At 68.7% G+C, this 15,982-nt stretch carries 13 protein-coding genes; 6 read left to right on the top strand and 7 right to left on the bottom strand.

What is annotated here, in order from left to right; genetic code table 11:
- The first annotated feature begins 203 nt into the window (after positions 1 to 203).
- Positions 204 to 659, top strand: coding sequence for a DUF6653 family protein (locus tag AWC19_RS04460; protein WP_342743776.1), 456 nt, complete (start codon positions 204 to 206; stop codon positions 657 to 659).
- A 9-nt stretch (positions 660 to 668) separates the two neighbouring features.
- Positions 669 to 902 carry a hypothetical protein gene (locus AWC19_RS04455; protein ID WP_085076886.1) on the top strand — a complete coding sequence of 78 codons (234 nt, stop codon included), beginning with the start codon at positions 669 to 671 and terminating at the stop codon, positions 900 to 902.
- Between the two features lie 206 nt (positions 903 to 1,108).
- Here AWC19_RS04455 and uvrA read toward each other — a convergent pair whose 3' ends face one another.
- Positions 1,109 to 4,021 (bottom strand): excinuclease ABC subunit UvrA, encoded by a 2,913-nt coding sequence (gene uvrA, locus AWC19_RS04450; protein WP_085076885.1) that lies wholly within the window; start codon positions 4,019 to 4,021, stop codon positions 1,109 to 1,111.
- Between the two features lie 110 nt (positions 4,022 to 4,131).
- Between uvrA and AWC19_RS04445 the strand changes: the two genes are divergently transcribed.
- Positions 4,132 to 4,827 (top strand): MBL fold metallo-hydrolase, encoded by a 696-nt coding sequence (locus tag AWC19_RS04445; RefSeq protein ID WP_085076884.1) that lies wholly within the window; start codon positions 4,132 to 4,134, stop codon positions 4,825 to 4,827.
- A 5-nt stretch (positions 4,828 to 4,832) separates the two neighbouring features.
- On the opposite strand, the gene AWC19_RS04440 is transcribed toward AWC19_RS04445, so the two are convergent.
- Positions 4,833 to 5,276: a universal stress protein gene (locus AWC19_RS04440; protein ID WP_085076883.1), complete on the bottom strand. Its 444-nt coding sequence runs from the start codon at positions 5,274 to 5,276 to the stop codon at positions 4,833 to 4,835.
- 250 nt (positions 5,277 to 5,526) lie between these two features.
- On the opposite strand from AWC19_RS04440, the gene AWC19_RS04435 reads away from it, so the two are divergent.
- Both AWC19_RS04435 and AWC19_RS04430 read left to right on the top strand, forming a co-directional pair.
- Entirely contained in the window at positions 5,527 to 7,101 is a 1,575-nt protein-coding gene (locus AWC19_RS04435) for a mannosyltransferase (RefSeq protein WP_085076882.1), read from the top strand.
- Positions 7,102 to 7,142: 41 nt separating this feature from the next.
- A complete protein-coding gene (locus tag AWC19_RS04430; RefSeq protein ID WP_085076881.1) occupies positions 7,143 to 7,694 on the top strand; it encodes an MgtC/SapB family protein in 552 nt (183 codons plus the stop codon).
- Here the strand turns inward: AWC19_RS04430 and AWC19_RS04425 are convergent.
- From AWC19_RS04425 to AWC19_RS04405, 5 genes are all read right to left on the bottom strand, one after another.
- On the bottom strand, positions 7,691 to 9,091 hold the full coding sequence (locus tag AWC19_RS04425) for an MFS transporter (RefSeq protein WP_085076880.1): 1,401 nt from the start codon (positions 9,089 to 9,091) through the stop codon (positions 7,691 to 7,693). The two genes, AWC19_RS04430 and AWC19_RS04425, sit on opposite strands and share 4 nt — an antisense overlap.
- Positions 9,088 to 11,244, bottom strand: coding sequence for an excinuclease ABC subunit UvrB (uvrB, locus tag AWC19_RS04420; RefSeq protein ID WP_085076879.1), 2,157 nt, complete (start codon positions 11,242 to 11,244; stop codon positions 9,088 to 9,090). Before uvrB ends, AWC19_RS04425 begins: the two co-directional genes overlap by 4 nt.
- 40 nt (positions 11,245 to 11,284) lie before the next feature.
- On the bottom strand, positions 11,285 to 11,725 hold the full coding sequence (locus AWC19_RS04415) for a hypothetical protein (RefSeq protein ID WP_245848727.1): 441 nt from the start codon (positions 11,723 to 11,725) through the stop codon (positions 11,285 to 11,287).
- 34 nt (positions 11,726 to 11,759) lie between these two features.
- Positions 11,760 to 12,827: a hypothetical protein gene (locus AWC19_RS04410; protein ID WP_085076877.1), complete on the bottom strand. Its 1,068-nt coding sequence runs from the start codon at positions 12,825 to 12,827 to the stop codon at positions 11,760 to 11,762.
- Between the two features lie 306 nt (positions 12,828 to 13,133).
- The gene (locus tag AWC19_RS04405) at positions 13,134 to 15,203 is read right to left on the bottom strand and encodes a serine/threonine-protein kinase (RefSeq protein ID WP_245848725.1); all 2,070 of its coding nucleotides are present in this window, start codon (positions 15,201 to 15,203) and stop codon (positions 13,134 to 13,136) included.
- A gap of 205 nt (positions 15,204 to 15,408) precedes the next feature.
- Between AWC19_RS04405 and AWC19_RS04400 the strand changes: the two genes are divergently transcribed.
- The coding region (locus tag AWC19_RS04400; protein WP_245848723.1) for an FHA domain-containing protein at positions 15,409 to 15,982 on the top strand (574 nt) is incomplete at its 3' end.

The raw sequence follows: 15,982 nt of genomic DNA, 5'->3' as shown, positions 1-15,982 counted from the left end.
ACACTCAACGCCGCCACAGCGCACTCAGCGGCCTACCACCCATCAGCCGCCTGTAACCAACGTTATGGCCGGGTACAACTAGGCGCGGAATTGCGCCACTTAAATGCAATTTCTCACCGCCGATCGAAGGTTCGCGCTGAATCGAATCCGCCACCGGGGCCTGCGACTTTCCGAGGCCTGAGCCGCGGCGCAGACTGGAAGCCGTGACCGCAGAATCGATGGCGCCGCCGCGCCCAGCCCCGTCACCCGTCGCCCGGGCGCGCCGCTGGATCTTTGCGCGGCACTGCAATCCGTGGAGCGCGTGGACCCGCTGGGCGAGCACGCCGCTCATCGTGGTGCCGGTATGGACCCGCCGCTGGAGTCACGCGGCGCTGGTCGCGCTGTGGTTCGCCGTCAATCCGGTGGTCTTCGGCAAGCCCGCGCATGAACGCGCCTGGTCGACCCGGGCGATGCTGGGCGAGGAGCTGTGGATCAGCCGCCGCCCACGGGATTTGGCCATGCTTGTCAGCGCCGTCACGTCGGCGGCCGCGGTGTGCGCCGTCGTCGCCGCCCGACGCCGCCGACTCAAGCCCGCGGCGATCGCGGCCGCGGCGCAGATGGCGATGACGCTGGTGTACTGGGGGCAAATGGTGCGCTATTTCGATCGCCGGTCGCAGTAGCGTGGCGTCATGCCCGACGAACCGTCAGTCCCCGACCCCGGTTACGACAGCGCCGGCGTGCCCACCTTCGAGTCGGTCCGGGACAAGATCGAGAACCGTTACGCGACGGCCCAGGGTGCCGCCGAGCTGGACGCCGAGACGGCCGAGGGCCGTTGGGCCGAAGAACGGTACGAACAGCGCCGGCGAGCGGCGGCCGACCGATTGGCGCAGATCCGGGAGTCCATGCTCCCCGACGATCGCTGATCGTGCGCGCATTCACGATCGACGAGCGCCGTAACCACCTTCGCCGTGGGCGCGGTGTCCCGGGTTCGCCGCCGCCGACCTGGAGCGAGAGCTGTACGAGAAGCGTTGGGCGGTCCGGCATCTGGCAATGCGTCGCGAAACATAAAGCACTGCAAGGTTTTTCGGCGTGCCATGTGCGACGTTTATGTGTCGCGGCGAAACGCCGATCAGGCGGTGACCTTGCGGCGCCCGTTCCGGCGCGGCGGTGCGGGGGTGCGGCCGACGACCTCGGCGAGGAACTTGCCGGTGTAGCTCTCGGGCACGGCGGCGATGTCCTCCGGGGTGCCTTCGGCGACGACCGTTCCGCCCTCGGCGCCGCCCTCGGGGCCCATGTCGACGATCCAGTCCGAGGTCTTGATCACGTCCAGGTTGTGTTCGATGACGATGACCGTATTGCCCTTGTCCACAAGGCCGTTGATCACGCTGAGCAGCTTGCGGATGTCGTCGAAGTGCAGCCCGGTGGTCGGCTCGTCGAGGATGTAGATGGTCCGACCGGTCGAGCGCTTCTGCAATTCGGCGGCCAGCTTGACGCGCTGCGCCTCGCCGCCGGACAGCGTCGGCGCCGGCTGGCCCAGCCGGACATAGCCCAGCCCGACGTCCACCAGCGTGCGCAGGTACCGGTGGATGCCGGTGATCGGTTCGAAGAACTCGGCCGCCTCCTCGATCGACATGTCCAGCACCTCGGCGATGGTCTTGCCCTTGTAGTGCACCTCCAGGGTTTCCCGGTTGTAGCGGGCGCCGTGACAGACCTCGCACGGCACGTACACGTCGGGTAGGAAATTCATCTCGATCTTGATGGTGCCGTCGCCCGTGCACGCCTCGCAGCGGCCGCCCTTGACGTTGAACGAGAACCGGCCCGGCTGGTAGCCACGGACTTTGGCCTCCGTGGTGGCCGCGAACAGGGTGCGGATCTTGTCGAACACCCCGGTGTAGGTGGCCGGGTTGGACCGCGGCGTGCGCCCGATCGGCGACTGGTCGACCCGCACCAGCTTGTCGAGATGGTCCAGCCCGGTGACCCGGGTGTGCCGCCCCGGCACCTGCCGGGCGCCGTTGAGCCGGTTCGCGAGCACCGCGGCCAAGATGTCGTTGACCAACGTCGACTTCCCGGAGCCCGACACCCCCGTGACCGAGGTGAGCACGCCGAGCGGGAACGACACGTCGATGTTGCGCAGGTTGTGCTCGCGGGCGCCGACGACGGTGAGCTGACGGCGCCGGTCGACAGGACGCCGGATCGCCGGGATCTCGATGCGCTCCTTGCCCGACAGGTAGGCGCCGGTGATCGACTCCTGGTTGGCCAGCAGCTCGGCGTAGGTGCCGCTGTGCACGATGCGCCCGCCGTGCTCGCCGGCCCGCGGGCCGATGTCAACGATCCAGTCGGCATGCGCGATGGTGTCCTCGTCGTGCTCGACGACGATCAGCGTGTTGCCCAAATCCCTTAGCCGGGTGAGGGTTTCGATGAGCCGACGGTTATCGCGCTGGTGCAGCCCGATGGACGGTTCGTCGAGCACGTAGAGCACGCCGACCAGGCCCGACCCGATCTGGGTGGCCAGCCGGATGCGTTGGGCCTCGCCGCCGGACAGCGTGGCCGCCGCGCGCGACAGCGACAGGTAGTCCAGCCCCACGTCGAGCAGAAAGCCCAGCCGCGACTGGATTTCCTTGAGCACCTGCCCGGCGATCGCCTGCTCGCGCGGGCCGAGCGTGAGCGCATTCAAGAAGTCCGAACAGTCCGAGATCGACAGCTCCGACACTTCGGCGATGGACTTCGAGGCCGCCTCCCCCCCAAACTCCCCAGTCAGCGTCACCGCCAGGATCTCCGGCTTGAGCCGGGTCCCCTCGCAGACGGGGCACGGCACGTCGCGCATGAAGCCCTCGTAGCGTTCCTTCATCTGCTCGGACTCGGTCTGGGCCATCTTGCGCTGCAGGAACGCCAGCACGCCCTCGAAATCGGCGTAGTACGACCGGGTGCGCCCGTATCGGTTGCGGTACCGCACGTGCACCTGATGGTCCGATCCCTCGAGGATCGCCTTGCGCGCCTTGGCCGGGAGCTTGCGCCACGGTGTGTTGACGTCGAAGCCGAGCTCGTCGCCGAGGCCGGCCATCATCCGGATGAAGTACTCCGCGGTGTGGCCGCTCGACCACGGTGCCACCGCGCCCTCGGCCAGGGTGAGCTCCGGATCCGGCACCACTAGGTCGGGGTCCACCTCCTTGCGGATGCCCAGCCCGGTGCACTCGGGGCACGCGCCATAGGGCGAGTTGAACGAAAACGACCGCGGTTCCAGGTCGTCGACGGCCAGCGCGTGCCCATTGGGGCAGGCGAGCTTCTCGGAGAACCGCTGCTCCCTGTTGTGCGCGTCGTGTTCGTGGTCGACGAACTCCAGCACCACGATGCCGTCGGCCAGGTTCAGTGCGGTCTCCACCGAATCGGTGAGGCGTTGCTTGGCGCTGGCCTTGACGGTCAAGCGGTCCACCACCACCTCGATGTCGTGCTTTTCCTGCTTTTTCAACTTCGGCGGATCGGTCAGCGGATGCACCACGCCGTCGACCCGCACCCGGCTGTAGCCCTGGGCGTTGAGCTTCTCGAACAGGTCGGCGAACTCGCCCTTGCGGGTGCGCACCACGGGCGCCAGCACCAGGAACCGGGTGCCCTCCGGCATCGCCAGCACCTGGTCGACGATTTGCTGCGGCGTCTGGCGGGCGATCCGCTCGCCGCAGACCGGGCAGTGCGGCGTGCCCGCGCGGGCATACAGCAACCGCAGGTAGTCGTACACCTCGGTGATGGTGCCGACGGTCGAGCGCGGGTTGCGGTTGGTCGACTTCTGGTCGATCGACACCGCCGGGGACAAACCCTCGATGAAGTCGACGTCCGGCTTGTCCATCTGGCCCAGGAATTGGCGCGCGTAGGCCGACAGCGACTCGACGTAGCGGCGCTGCCCCTCGGCGAAGATCGTGTCGAACGCCAGCGATGACTTGCCCGACCCCGATAGACCCGTAAAGACGATCAGCGAGTCGCGCGGCAGGTCGAGGTCGACGCCCCGCAGGTTGTGTTCACGGGCGCCCTTGACGATCAGGCGGTCAGCCACGCGGCCCTCTTTCGACGGTTCTTTACGCCTGGCGGCGGATGCTGCGCACGGCGCATTCCATGCTATGTGCCCGTACCGACAAGCAACTTGTGAGCAGTAACGTGGCCGCTATGACGGCCGAGAATATGCCCGCTGGAGAGCTGGCCAACTACACCGGACATGTCGACCCAGGTACCGCGGCCCGCCGGACCCTACCCGGCGCCACGATTCTAAAGACGTCGGTGGGCCCGATGGACAACAACGCCTATCTGGTGACCTGTTCGGCGACCGGGCAGACGCTAATGATCGACGCCGCCAACGACGCCGACGTGCTTCTTGACCTGGTCCGGCGGTACGCCCCGAAGCTGTCGCTGATCGTGACCAGCCACCAGCACTTCGACCACTGGCAGGCCCTGCAAGCCGTCGCCGCCGCCACCGGCGCGCCGACCGCCGCCAGCGAGATCGACGCCGCGGCGCTGCCGGTCAAACCGGACCGTTTGCTGGCCGGCGGCGACACCGTGCAGATCGGCGAGCTGAACTTCGACGTCATCCACCTACGCGGGCACACCCCCGGCTCGATCGCGCTGGCTTTCGACGGTCCCGCGACGGGCGGGGTCACGCAGCTGTTCACCGGCGACTGCCTGTTTCCGGGCGGCGTCGGCAAGACCTGGCAGCCCGGCGATTTCGACCAGCTGCTCGAGGACGTCACCACCCGGGTGTTCGACGTCTACGACGACTCGACCGTGATCTACCCGGGCCACGGCGACGACACCGTGCTCGGCGCCGAACGCCCCCACCTGGGGGAATGGCGCGAGCGGGGCTGGTAGGCGCGCTAGCTGGTGGTGTGCACGATCAACACGTCGACCTTGGCGCGACGCGAGACGTTGGCCGGCACCGATCCCAGCAGCCGGCCCGCGATCGTGCTCAGGCCGACGTTGCCGACGACCAGCAGGTCGGCTTTTTCGTCCTCGGCCAGCTTCACCAGCGCGTCGACCGGGGCGCCCACGATGGACCGCTCCTCGACGTTCTTGGCGCCCGCGTTGTGCGCCCGCTCCTTGGCGTCCTGCAGGATCGCGTAGATCGGGGCGGTGCCCGACACCTTGTAGCTTTCCTCGCGCAGCGCGTCGGCCGCCCGGGTGTCCTCCTGCTGGGGCAGGTAGGCCGACGCGATGATCAGCTTGCTGTCGGCCCCGGCGATCTGCGCTGCCCGGTCCACCGCACGAAACGACGAATCCGAGCCGTCGGTCCCAACCACCACGGTCCGATAGGCGCCCATTTACCCTCCCAGTGTCGGTTGCTACGCCAACCCAAGACACTATCGCCTTGGTGGATAAAGATCCGTCAGATTAACCACACACAAGCGGCGTGGCGCAACCCGCATTCACCCCGGTCACGCTGCGCCGATGCGCGATTTTCGAACGCGAGTGAGGCCGAAAACCGACGTCCGCGCGGAAAGTGTTGCATCGCGAACGTTTTCGCTGACCGGTGAGCCGGTCGATGCGGCGGGCCCTACAGTGACAAGCATCATGGCCGTGCCCACCGTCGAACAGCGCGCTGCCGGCGTCGCCGCCGAGCCGGCGGCCGCGCGTCCGCACGGCAGGCTGCTCGACCCGTGGGCCACCGCCGCGCTCGCCGCCGTCATCAGCGGCGCGTGGGCCTGCAGGCCGTCGCTGTGGTTCGACGAGGGCGCCACCATTTCGGCGTCGGCCAGCAGGACCTTGCCCGAGCTGTGGAGGCTGCTAGGTCACATAGACGCAGTTCACGGGCTGTATTACCTGTTCATGCACGGTTGGTTCGCGATATTCCCGCCGACCGAGTTCTGGTCGCGGGCGCCGAGCGCGCTGGCCGTCGGCGCCGCCGCGGCCGGCGTGGTGGTCTTCACCAAGCAGTTCGTCGCGGGGCGGGCCACCGCGGTGTGCGCGGGCGCCGTCTTCGCCATCCTGCCGCGCACCACGTGGGCGGGGATGGAAGCCCGTTCCTATGCCTTCGCGGTGGCCGCCGCGATTTGGCTCACGGTGCTGTACGTCAGCGCGGTGCGGCGCAACCGACCGCGCCGCTGGGTGTCCTACGCGCTGGCGTTGACGGTGTCGATCTTGTTGAGCCTCAACCTGATTCTGTTGGTGGCGGTGTACGCCGCGATGCTGCCGCTGCTGGCGCCCAAGGGATCCCGCAGGTCTCCGGCGATGTGGTGGGCGGCGAGCTCGGCCGTCGCCGTCGGGGCCATGACCCCCTTCCTCGTGTTCGCCCACGGCCAGGTGTGGCAGGTCAACTGGATTTTTCCGGTCAGCTGGCATTACGCCTTCGACATCGTCCTGCGGCAGTACTTCGACCACAGCGTCCCGTTCGCGATCTTGACGGCCGTCCTGATCGTCGCGGCGGTCGCGGTCCGTCTGAAGGGCGCCCGCGCCCCCGAGGGCGACATCCGCCGGCTGTTGATCGGCTGCGCGGCCTGGATCGTCGTCCCCACCGCCCTGGTCGTCGTCTACTCGGCGATCAGCGAGCCGATCTACTTCCCGCGCTACCTGATCCTCACCACGCCGGCGGCGGCCGTCGTGATGGCCGTCTCCATCGTCACGATCGCCCGCAAACCGTGGGCCGTCGCCGCTGTCGTGCTGCTCTTCGCGGTCGCCGCGGTGCCCAACTACCTATTCATTCAGCGGTGGCCGTACGCCAAGGAGGGCTGGGATTACAGCCAGGTGGCCGACTTGATCAGCTCCCACGCGGCGCCCGGTGACTGCCTGATGGTGGACAACACCGTGCCCTGGCGGCCGGGGCCGATCCGCGCCCTGCTCGCGACCCGGCCGGCGGCGTTCCGGTCGCTGATCGACGTCGAGCGCGGCGCCTACGGACCCAAGGCCGGCTGGCTGTGGGACGGCCACGTCGCTGTGTGGTTGACGACGGCCAAGATCGACAAGTGCACGACCATCTGGACCATCACCGACCACGACAGGTCGCTGCCGGATCACCAAGTGGGGCAGTCGCTGCCGCCGGGAACGGCCTTCGGCCGCGCGCCGGCGTACCGGTTCCCGAGCTATTTGGGATTCCACATCGTCGAGCGGTGGCAATTTCACTACTCGCAGGTCGTCAAGTCGACGCGATGATCGGCGCGCGAAGGTGCCCGCCGCTGGGATAGCTTGAGCGCATGCAGTTCTGGCTGGCCGACCCTTTGTTCGGCGGCGCTGTGCAAAACGGCCGGCACCTGATCGAACTCGTGGCCGCGTTCGGGCTGACGGCGCTTGTCGGCCTGGAACGCACCGTCCAGGGCAAGGTCGCCGGCCTGCGGACCCAGACCATCGTCGGCACGTCGGCGGCGCTGATCATGCTGGTCAGCAAATACGGCTTCGGAGACGTCTTGAACTCGGGCACGATCGCGCTGGACCCGTCGCGTGTCGCGGCCCAAATCGTCTCGGGCGTAGGCTTTTTGGGCGCCGGAATCATCATCACCCGCCGCGGCACCGTCCGGTTGCACATCATCTACGAAAACGGTCGCGGCGTGCTGCGGGAGCTGCTGCGGGTCTGCGGGCAGCACGACTGGCAGCTCACCGGTCTCGACGCCGACGCCCACGACATCGACGACGGCGAGGTCAGGGTGGCGATGACGCTGACGGGGGCCAAGATGGGCGGCGCGTCCGAGGTGTTCGGGGAAGTGGACGGGGTGGTCGCGGTGCTTCCGGCCGACGACGATCCGGACTAGGGGGACGGGCTGCCGCGAACCGCGCTCAACGAAGCGACGAGGCCGGTCGCGGTCAGCGCGGTGAACACCGTGAACAACCAGCGGGCCGCGGGCACGCCGCCGCCCTGGGCGGCGTTGACGACGACGCCGGCCAGCCCGGCGCCGAACGCCGCCGAGATGAGCTGGACGGTGTTGATCGCCGCGGCCGCTGCGCTGCTTTCGGCAGGGTCGTTGACCGAGTCCATCGCCCGCACCGACAGATGTGGCCAGGCCATCCCGATGCCGGTCCCGGCGATCAGCAGGCCGAGGGTCCACAGGGCGACTATTCCGGCCGGCGCGTGGTCACGCTGGGTGAGCGCGCCGAGCGCCAGGCCCGACGCCACCACCACGGGCGACACGGCGATCACCCGCCCGACGGTTCGCGGGTTTTCCAGCGATGCGCTGACGATCTCCGAAACCGTCCAGCCCACCGCCAGCGCCGCCCCCAGGAACCCGGCCGCCAGCGGCGCCAGGTGCGCCAGCCGCTGGCCGAACAGCGGCACGTAGGTGTCGACCATGGCGCCGACCATCAGCGCCCCCATGGTCAGGTAGATCCACTTGAGGGGCCCGGCGCCAAACACGCTGGGCGGCAACACCGCCGGGCGCGCCCGCCGGTCGACGACCGCGAACAGTCCGATCAGCGCCAGCCCGCCGGCCAGCAACTCGACGGTCGCCCGAGCGTCGTGCGGGATCTGGGCGACGCTGACCGCCAGCGCCGCGGCACCGATCAGCGCCAGCGACCCCACCGGCGCCCGCATCGCCGGCGTTGCGCCCTGGTCCGCCCGGCCCGTGGGCAGCACGATCGGCACCAGAGCGGCCATCAGGGCGGTCAGGCCCGCCATCGCGACGAAGGCCCACCGCCACAACCCGAGCTGCGCGAACAGGCCGCCCGTCGCCGGCCCGACCACGGTCGCCACGCCCCACATCGCCGACACCAGCGCCGAGGCGCGCGTCCACAGCGAGCGGGGCAGCGCGGTGTTGATCACGGCGTAGCCCAGGCCGGCCAGCAAACCCCCGCCCACGCCTTGCAGGGCGCGGCCCGCGATCAGGACCTCCATGGTGGGCGCCGCCCCGCACACCAGGCTGGCGACGCCGAACAGCGCCACGCCGATCAGGTAGGACGAGCGCGCGCCGACGCGCAGCAGCATCGGATGGACCATCGTCGCCGCGACCACCGACCCAACCAGATACAGCGTCATCACCCAGGCGTAAAGGCGGCCGCCGCCGATCTCGGCGACGGTGTTCGGCAGCAGGCTGATGGTCAGAAACTCGGTGGTGGCGTACAACCCGACGCCGCCGGCCAGCACGACCGACGTGCCCAGGTATTTGGCGCCCAGCAGCTCGCGCCAAGTGCCGGTGAGGGCGGCGGGATGCGTCACTTCAGGCCGGCGGCGTCCATTCCCCGCAGTTCTTTCTTGAGATCGGCGATCTCGTCGCGGAACCGCGCCGCCAGCTCGAACTGCAGATCGCGCGCGGCGGCCATCATCTGCGCGGTGAGGTCCTTGATCAGGTCGGCCAGCTCGGCGCGCGGCATGCTGGTCGTGTCGCGGCCCTCGAACACCCCGGCGCTGACCGCCCGGCCGGGCTCCCCCTGGGCGCGCCGGCCGCGGGACATGCTGCGCCCGGAGCCGATTTCGACGGTTTCTGTGTCGTCGGCCTCGCGATAGACCTGGTCGAGGATGTCGGCGATCTTCTTGCGCAGCGGCTTGGGGTCGATGCCGTGGGCGTCGTTGTAGGCGATCTGCTTGGCCCGGCGCCGTTCCGTCTCGTCGATGGCCTCCTTCATCGAGTCGGTCATCGCGTCGGCGTACATGTGCACCTCGCCGGACACGTTGCGGGCGGCGCGACCGATGGTCTGGATCAGGCTGCGCGTCGAGCGCAGGAAGCCCTCCTTGTCGGCGTCGAGGATCGACACCAGCGACACCTCGGGCAGGTCCAGGCCTTCGCGCAGCAGGTTGATGCCGACCAGCACGTCGTACTCGCCGAGCCGCAGCTGACGCAGCAGTTCGACCCGGCGCAGCGTGTCGACCTCGGAGTGCAGGTAGCGCACCCGGATGCCCATCTCCAGGAGGTAGTCGGTGAGGTCCTCGGCCATCTTCTTGGTCAGGGTGGTCACCAGCACCCGCTCGTCGGCCTCGGCACGCTTGCGGATCTCGCCGATCAGGTCGTCGATCTGGCCCTTGGTCGGCTTGACGACCACCTTGGGGTCCACCAGGCCCGTCGGCCGGATCACCTGCTCGACGAACTCGCCGCCGGACTGGCTGAGCTCGTAGGGGCCCGGGGTGGCCGACAGGTACACCGTTTGCCCGATCCGCTGAGCGAACTCTTCCCAGGTCAGCGGCCGGTTGTCGCAGGCCGAGGGCAGCCGGAACCCGTAGTCGACGAGGTTGCGCTTGCGCGACATGTCGCCCTCGTACATGCCGCCGATCTGCGGCACCGTGACGTGCGATTCGTCGATGACCAGCAGGAAGTCCTCCGGGAAGTAGTCGAGCAGGGTCGCCGGCGGCGAGCCGGGACCGCGGCCGTCGATGTGCCGGGAGTAGTTCTCGATGCCCGAGCAGAACCCGACCTGGCGCATCATCTCGATGTCGTAGTTGGTGCGCATCCGCAGCCGCTGGGCCTCCAGCAGCTTTCCCTGGCGCTCGAATTCGGCGAGCCGCTCGGCGAGCTCTTCCTCGATGGTGGAGATCGCGTGGGCCATCCTCTCCGGGCCGGCCACGTAGTGGGTGGCCGGGAAGATCCGCAGCGAGTCGACCTGGCGGATCACCTCGCCGGTCAGCGGGTGCAGGTAATACAGCGCCTCGACCTCGTCGCCGAAGAACTCGATGCGCACCGCCAGCTCTTCGTAGGACGGGATGATCTCCACGGTGTCGCCGCGCACCCGGAACGAGCCGCGGGTGAACGACAGGTCGTTGCGGGTGTACTGCACGTCGACCAGCAGCCGCAGCAGCCCGTCGCGGGGCACCTCCATGCCGACCCGCAGCTCGACGGAGCGGTCCAGGTACGACTGCGGCGTCCCCAGGCCGTAGATGCACGACACCGAGGCCACCACCACCGCGTCGCGGCGCGACAGCAGCGACGACGTCGCGGAGTGCCGCAGCCGCTCCACGTCGTCGTTGATGGAGCTGTCCTTCTCGATGTAGGTGTCGGTCTGCGCGATGTAGGCCTCAGGCTGGTAGTAGTCGTAGTACGACACGAAGTACTCGACGGCGTTGTGCGGCAACATCTCCCGCAGCTCGTTGGCCATCTGCGCGGCCAGCGTCTTGTTCGGCTCCATCACCAGGGTGGGCCGCTGCAGCCGCTCGATCAGCCACGCGGTGGTGGCCGACTTGCCGGTGCCGGTGGCGCCGAGCAGCACCACGTCGCGCTCCCCCGCCTTGATGCGCCGTTCCAGCTCGTCGATGGCGGCGGGCTGGTCGCCGGCCGGGTCGTGCGGGCTGACGACCTCGAAGCGGCCGCCCGTGCGCACGACCTCGTCGACCGCGCGGTATTCCGAATGCGCGACTACCGGATGTTCAGTGGCGAAGGCCATGGCACCAGGGTAGAGCGGCCCACTGACAAGAGCAGATCGCTTACAGCGGATTGCCGTAACGGCGGGGCTCTGTGACAGGCCAATGCTCGTCCCTGCGGCGCTTCGGCGCGGGGGCGTCTGGCGGCGGCGTGTACCGATAGTCGTCGGGGATGTCCGACGGGCGCTCCGGGAGACCGTCAAGCGGGAAGCCGAACCACAGGATCGTGTCTGGGGTGCCGGGATGGCGGAAAGACGCCGACACCCGGCGTTCCTGCAGATCGCATAGGTAGTAATAGAGCGCCGGATCGTCAACGGACAGCCATGGACCAGGGTCGATGATCGATTCCCTGGTATCGCGGGCTAGCCCCCACGTGATATCGGACGGCGGAGCCTTGTACACCAGATACATCATCGGTCCCTCGGTCCAGGCATGGGAGACCCGAAAGGGATCACTTCCGTTGGCGTTTTCCGTCTCAATGCGATGCAACAGGTTGCGCAGCACATCTGCGGCGAACTCACATTGCGTGTTGGCGGGTTCAGTTGATGGGCACATTTTTGTTCACCCACGGCGGACACAGCGTCCAGTTCGGCGCCACTTCCACAACTCCACTGCCGCCAGCGAGGGGATACATCGAAATGACCCCTTTCTGTCCCCCGCCGGGCACGTCGGGACGTCCTGTGTTGATATTCGCGACGATCCTCATCGTCACGCTCTCACCAGTGTCCTCGCAGTCGGGGATTCCGAACAACCCTGGGGTGCAGTGCACGCGATTGATCGGAACCTCGTACACCAGCACTCCATTTTCGTTGCTGATCGGGCGACTGTGCGAAATCAGGTCTTTGAACACATTGGGGTTGATGACATGATGCCGCCAGTACGCCTTGTCCCACCCGAAGCCTTTGTCCGTGCGCTCGTCGTAATACCCACGGCGGAGGACAACATGGTTGCCATCGAGGTCCGTTGCCTCGGCAACTACCTCATTGATCGGGTACGGCGGTGGCGGCGGATCTTGCTTAAAGGTGTGGTTGTCGACGGCTTGGGTCTTCGGTTTCCTCGACGTCGGATCGGGCGAGGGCGTCGGCGGGAAGGTGTCCCGAAGCCCGGACATGGCTGCCGTGACTTTGCCCGCGACCTGTTGATCGACGGCGACCAGTTGCACGGCGCGCTGGCGGATCTCGGCGGCGAAGGCTTCCGCCTGCGCTCGCCGCCCGGCGCGCCACGCGGCCGAACCACCGGTCGAGCGGTCGGTGACTGACATGTCGTCGTACACGTCGAATCCCGCGGCGTTGGCGTCTTGGACGACGTAACGCAGCCGGGCGCGGGCCGCACTCAGATCGGAGGCCCCGCTCCGGGCCACGTTCGCCGCCGTTTGTAACTGGTCGGCGGCGGCGCTGGTTGCCACCAGGTCCTTGTGGGTGGCAGCGCGCAGGGCTTCCGCGCCTTCGCCGTGCCAATCGACCGAGAGCGCGTCCCGCCAGACCTGGTTGGCCACCGAGTAGCTGCGCGCGGCGACGGCGTCCCAGTGCTCGGCCGCCTCTGTGAGATGTTCGGTGGGCCACGCCACCAGCTGCGAGAGGCTTGGGATCTCCGCCACCGCGGACATCGCTACGAGCGTCCCGCATGCAGACCAGAGGCACACGGAAGCTGCATGGGATTTTAATCGCCCTGTCGCGCGGCGAAAGTCAGTCGCGACCGTACGAGGCCCATCACTGATGCCCGAAACCGCTAGCCCATGTGCTAGCGGATCCCGAAGTCACCCATGGGTCCGGAGCGCTCCGCCTCGGGTCGCGCACGCTGGCGGGCGGTCACCTTCGCCGCGAGCGTGCGCAGAATGACACGCCGCGCGGCGTGTCGGCGTACCAACACGCACGCTCGCGGCAAAGCCAAAGGCAAAGGCAGAGAAGGGCCGCTAGGCCGCCGGGCGGGTCCAGGTCCGCGTGACCGGATCGCATTCCAGCAGGTAGCCGTCGCTCGAGGTGGACATGGCGAACACCGAGGTGCTCGGCCGGTTGCACGAGCTACCGGTGGTGTGCACGCCCATCGTGATGGGCGCCTTGGCCCAGGTGTTGCCCTCGCAGACCACCTGCTCGCTGTTGGTCGGGTCATAGGCGAGCTTGTCGATGTCGCTGCACGGCCCGCCCAGGACCGGCGCCGACGGCGGGGACGGCGTGGTCGAGGCGCTGATCACCTGGGCGGGATCGGCCACCGGCACGGACGCCGGGGCGTCGCCGACCCGGGTGGCCACCACCGGCACCCGTACCACCGCTCCCTGCGCACCGCACTCGTTGGACAGAGCGGTTTGCGTCACGGTGCCGCGCAGCGTGCCGTCGGCCTGCGGCGCCAACGACCCCGCGACGCTTTCCTGCTGGGTGGCCGTGACCTGTCCGTTCGGCTGGGTGCAGCCCGCGCGCTCCTGCTGGAACCCGCCCTGCCAGTAGCCACCGACGAAGCGCAGCGTGTACGTGTGGCCGCCGTCGACGGTGCTGGCCACCTGGTGGTTGACGTCGTCGAGCTGGGTTCCGGCGGCCGCGCACCCGTTGGCCGTGCACACCGAGCGGAACGCCCACCAGCTGGTGGTGGGGCCGTCGTGACGGATCGGGATGCCGTTGGTGGTCTCCTTGCTGCGGTCGTAGGTCAGCTTGTAGGTGCCGTTGAGCGTCGGACCGCCGGGCCTCACCGGCGCGGCGCTGGGCGCGGGAACCGACGGCTTGGACGCCAAAGCGGGCGGGTTGGGCGCGGGGCTCTGCGGCTCAAACGAATACAGGACCGACCACGTCGCGGCCACGGCGATCAACACCGCGCAGAGCAGCGCGGCCGCCCACCGGGTCCGCGACGAGAACCGGTGGTTCACCGCCGCCAGCAGGCCGCGGGCGCCACGAGGCCGCGGCACGGCGGCCGCGGCCGTGTCGCCGTCCGATTCCGCCTCGTCGAGGAGCCGCGAGCTGACGCATTCAACGGCGGAGGCGAATTCGCGGCACCGCCCGAACCGGTCCGACGGTTCCTTGGCCAGGGCCTTGAAGAACACGTCGTCCAGCTCCGCCAGGTCCGGGCGGTAGTCGCTGAGCCGCGGCGGATCCTCGTGCAGGTGCTGGCTGATCACCGCGATCGGGTTGGAATGCTGGAACGGCGGCGCGCCGGTGAGCAGGTGAAAGGCCGTGGCCGCCAACGCGTATTGGTCCGCACGGCCGTCGATGTTGGACCCGGTCAGCTGTTCGGGCGCGGCGTAGGCCACCGTCCCGACGGCGACGTTGGTCTCGGTGATACCGCTGATGTTGGCGAGGTGGCGCGCAACGCCGAAGTCCGCCAACAGGATTCGCCGTTCGCCGTACTCCGGGTGGGTGAGCAGGATGTTGGCCGGTTTGACGTCGCGGTGCAACAAGCCGCGGTCGTGCGCGTAGTCGAGCGCGCCGGCGACGGCGTGCAGGATGGCGGCCACGTCCTCGATCGGCATCCCGTCGTGGTAGCGCTCTTTGACCAGCCGGGCGGCATCGGTGCCCTCGACGTAGTCCATGGAAATCCAGAGCTGGCCGTTGAATTCGCCGCGATCGTGGACGCCGACGATGTGCGGATGCCACAGGGTAGCCGCGAGGTCGGCCTCCCGGTTGAAACGCTCGCGGAACTCAGGATCGGCGGTGACGGCCTCGGCGAGCACCTTGATGACGTCCCGGCGCGGCAACCGGGGGTGCAACGCCAGGTACACCTCGGCCATGCCGCCGGCGCCGAGCTGCCGCAGGATCGTGTAGCCGGCGAACGGCGCGCCGCTGCTCAGCGCGAGGCGCGAGCCGCTGACCTCGGCGGGGTGCTCGGCCGGCGGCTCGGCGTTCGGCGCCGAGTGGACCGGCGGGACGCGGCGAAACAGGTGGGCGACGGTCGCCGAGGGCAGTGACTGAAAGCCCGCGCGGAATGCCAACCGCGGGTTGCTGAGCAGTCGCCGCCCGGTGTCAATGCGCCGGGTCGTCCCCTTCTGTTCGTCCGTCAATCGTCCCCCTAGGTCTCGGCATACCGCCGGTGCAGCAGCGGGATCGCAAACTCTTGCCTTCCTCCTCGCTCGAATCATGCCGGATCGCTGTGGGTGATTGGTCTACACAAGCTATGAAGCAGCTATGAGTGGCCAAATCGAAATAAAGACAAATCACAGGCGAGTCCCATGGAGAGCACTTGAAGCGGCGACCGATACTTGAGTGGTGAATCGACCCGCCCCGCCTGTCCTGACAATCCGGCACGACGGGTCCCAACGTTCCTTCGCCGCGGGCCACGAGGTGGTCGTCGGGCGCGATGAGAACGCCGACATGCGCATCCCCGACCCGCGTATCTCCCGCGCCCACCTGATCGTGCGGTTCGATCAGGGCCGGTGGCTGGCAATCGACAACGGCTCGCTGAACGGGACCTACGTCAACGGCTACCGGATGCCGGTGATCGACATCCACGACGGCCAGAGCATTAACGTCGGCAACCCGCAGGGGCCGCGCCTGACCTTCGCCGTGGGGCCCCAGCAGGCCCAGGCCATCCGGCCGGCGCACCCGAGGCCGCAGCGCGACTCCGGGCCGCCCACCCTGGCCTGGTCCGTCGTTCCCGAGCGAACGAATCCCACCGCGCCGACCTCGCCGCCGCGCCGGCAGCCGGCTAGCCCGCCCAGGTACCCCGCCCGCGGCGGCCCGGGCGCCGCCGCGCCGCGACCCATGCCGCCGCAGCAGCCCCCGCGGCCGAGAACGACATCGTCGTCTCCGACGTGCTGGCCTCGCGTCACCACGCCACGCT

This window comes from Mycobacterium palustre (assembly GCF_002101785.1).
Classification (GTDB): domain Bacteria; phylum Actinomycetota; class Actinomycetes; order Mycobacteriales; family Mycobacteriaceae; genus Mycobacterium; species Mycobacterium palustre.
Note: the sequence above shows the minus strand (reverse complement) of the source record. Positions and strands in the feature narration are given on the sequence as shown.

Coding starts and splice junctions, on each gene's coding strand:
- AWC19_RS04455 (WP_085076886.1), top strand. CDS start 669: ATGCCCGACGAACCGTCAGTCCCCGACCCCGGTTACGACAGCGCCGGC.
- AWC19_RS04445 (WP_085076884.1), top strand. CDS start 4,132: ATGACGGCCGAGAATATGCCCGCTGGAGAGCTGGCCAACTACACCGGA.
- AWC19_RS04440 (WP_085076883.1), bottom strand. CDS start 5,276: ATGGGCGCCTATCGGACCGTGGTGGTTGGGACCGACGGCTCGGATTCG.
- AWC19_RS04435 (WP_085076882.1), top strand. CDS start 5,527: ATGGCCGTGCCCACCGTCGAACAGCGCGCTGCCGGCGTCGCCGCCGAG.
- AWC19_RS04430 (WP_085076881.1), top strand. CDS start 7,143: ATGCAGTTCTGGCTGGCCGACCCTTTGTTCGGCGGCGCTGTGCAAAAC.
- uvrB (WP_085076879.1), bottom strand. CDS start 11,244: ATGGCCTTCGCCACTGAACATCCGGTAGTCGCGCATTCGGAATACCGC.
- AWC19_RS04410 (WP_085076877.1), bottom strand. CDS start 12,827: ATGTCCGCGGTGGCGGAGATCCCAAGCCTCTCGCAGCTGGTGGCGTGG.